2 protein-coding genes are annotated in these 1,273 nt (G+C 37.9%); one reads left to right on the forward strand and one right to left on the reverse strand.

Going from position 1 to position 1,273, the window contains the following annotated elements; all coding sequences use genetic code 11:
* Positions 1 to 22: 22 nt before the first annotated feature.
* Positions 23 to 889 (reverse strand): MBL fold metallo-hydrolase, encoded by an 867-nt coding sequence (locus VXQ92_RS18700; protein ID WP_000765234.1) that lies wholly within the window; start codon positions 887 to 889, stop codon positions 23 to 25.
* A 107-nt stretch (positions 890 to 996) separates the two neighbouring features.
* Between VXQ92_RS18700 and VXQ92_RS18705 the strand changes: the two genes are divergently transcribed.
* A partial coding sequence (locus VXQ92_RS18705) for a LysR family transcriptional regulator (RefSeq protein WP_416682814.1) occupies positions 997 to 1,273 on the forward strand: 277 nt, incomplete at its 3' end.

A 1,273-nucleotide genomic window follows, 5' to 3' on the forward strand; every position in this document is an offset into this window, starting at 1 on the left:
TTAATATGGCTTAAACGCTAGATTATGGCCACTGCATTTCACCTTTTACTACTTTAGCACCGAGCTCTAAGCTATCAACACTTTGAAGCGTTGGGTATTGCTTCTGCATGAGCTTGCTCAGCTCAGTAGCATTTTTAGTTGCTTTAGCTGCTTTTTCATAACTATTTAAATAGCTAATTGAAAAGTTAACAGCATCTAAACCTTGTGGAGCTCCCTCAACCATATGAGCAGGTACAACAATTTTAGGTTGTAGTGCTTTGATGCTTTCTAAAGATTGAATGACTTCCACACGATCTTTGGTTTTAGGAGTATCTGCCATCCATAAATGAATACCTGAAGATACCGGAATACCCCCCACGACTGCTTTTGCAGAAGGAACCCATAAATAAGTAAGCTCTTTTTTACCTTTAATCTCGATTGACTCATTCTCAAGTTTTAAAGTTTTAGCAGTGTAAGCTTGAGGCACAATAATTTGGCTAGGTGCATTTGCACCCATTTGTGGCCCCCAATATTTAACTTTAAGCGCTTGAGTATCCTGAATATGCTTTACTGTTTCCGGCGTAGCAATGATCTGTACATTCGGGAAATACTGTTTAAATACATCTAAGCCGAAATAATAATCCGGGTCACCATAGCTTACGAAAATAGTTTTTAATGTTTTACCGCTATCGAGAATATTTGCAGCAATACGTAATGCTTCAGATTTTGAGAATTGTGCATTAACCAGTAAAACTTCTTTGTCGCCTTCTATTAAGGTTGAGGTGACACCAAAGTGCTCTGGTTTAGCCAGAAAACTCTGAATTTTCAGATCTTGAGCAAGAGCTGACTGAGCCATAGTTAATGCCGTAGCAGTAGCAAGTGCGGAAGCGGATAATTTAAATAATTTCATTAGGTATTCTCCTGTTTCATGAAGAACACTTTAAATTGCAATTTATGTAAGATAAACGCACTAATTTAAGATAAACTGTTGCATATATTGTAATAATAGCTAGACATATGGATACTTTAAAAGCCATTCAGGTCTTTGTTTCTATTGCACAACACGGTAATTTAACTAAAGCCGCAGAGCATCTTAATTATTCTCGTGCAATGGTTTCGCGTTATCTTGAGCACCTTGAACATACGTTCTCAACTCGACTATTTCAGAGAAATACCCGAAAAATATCTCTTACACCCGCAGGTGAAAAAGCCCTGCTCTACTGCGAAAATATTTTACAGCAGCAACAACTTTTACAAGAACTCGCAGCACCTGAACAACACAACGGTACAATCC

Source organism: Acinetobacter sp. 228 (genome assembly GCF_048147885.1).